This is a genomic window from Nonomuraea sp. KM90, from assembly GCF_052246675.1.
GTDB lineage: Bacteria > Actinomycetota > Actinomycetes > Streptosporangiales > Streptosporangiaceae > Nonomuraea.
In genome coordinates, this window is sequence record NZ_JBQQCB010000386.1 from 1 (window position 1) to 875 (window position 875).

At 64.1% G+C, this 875-nt stretch carries 1 protein-coding gene; it reads right to left on the minus strand.

Annotated elements, in window-relative coordinates:
- On the minus strand, positions 1–875 hold an 875-nt coding region (locus ACTWPW_RS64375; protein WP_443175067.1), incomplete at both ends, for a TIM barrel protein.

Sequence of the window (875 nt, forward strand, 5' to 3'; positions counted from 1 at the left end):
GCCAGCGCCTCCCGATCCACCAGCAACGCCTTGGCCGTCGCCTCCTGCACATTCATCACCGAACGGATCTGACCCGGGATCTTCGGCTCGATGTTGTGACACTGATCCAGCATGAACGCCACCTCATCGCGCAACCCGCCACCCCGGATCACCTCGAACATGATGCGGAACAACTGGAACGGATCCGCCGCCCCCACCATCAGATCGTCATCGGCGTAGAACCGCGAGTTGAAGTCGAACCCGCCCAGCCTGCCCTCCCGCAACAGGAACGCCACGATGAACTCGATGTTGGTCCCCGGCGCGTGATGCCCCGTGTCCACCACCACCTGCGCCTTCGGCCCCAGCTTCACACAATGCGCGTAAGCCGTCCCCCAATCAGGCACGTCGGTGGCGTAGAAGGCCGGCTCGAACAGCTTGTACTCCAGCAGGAACCGCTGCCCCTCCCCCAACCGGCCATACACCCGCGCCAGCGACTCCGCCAGCCGATCCTGCCGGGCCCGCAGATCATCCTGACCCGGATAATTGATGCCGTCGGAGAACCACAGCTTCAACGTGTCCGAACCGGTGGCATCCATGATGTCCACACACTCCAGCAGATGATCGGTCGCCTTGCGGCGCACCCGCGCCTGCGGATGAGTGACACTGCCCAGCATGTAGTCGTCATCCTGGAACACGTTGGAATTGATCGCACCGATCCCCACACCCAGCTCCCGCGCATGCCGAGCCAGATCGGCGTAATCATCCACCTTGTCCCACGGAATGTGCAGCGCCACCGTCGGCGCGATCCCGGTATACGCGTGCACCTGCGCCGCATCGGCCAGCTTCTCGTACGGATCCCGCGGCACCCCCCGCTGCGCGAAGACCTTGAACCGGGT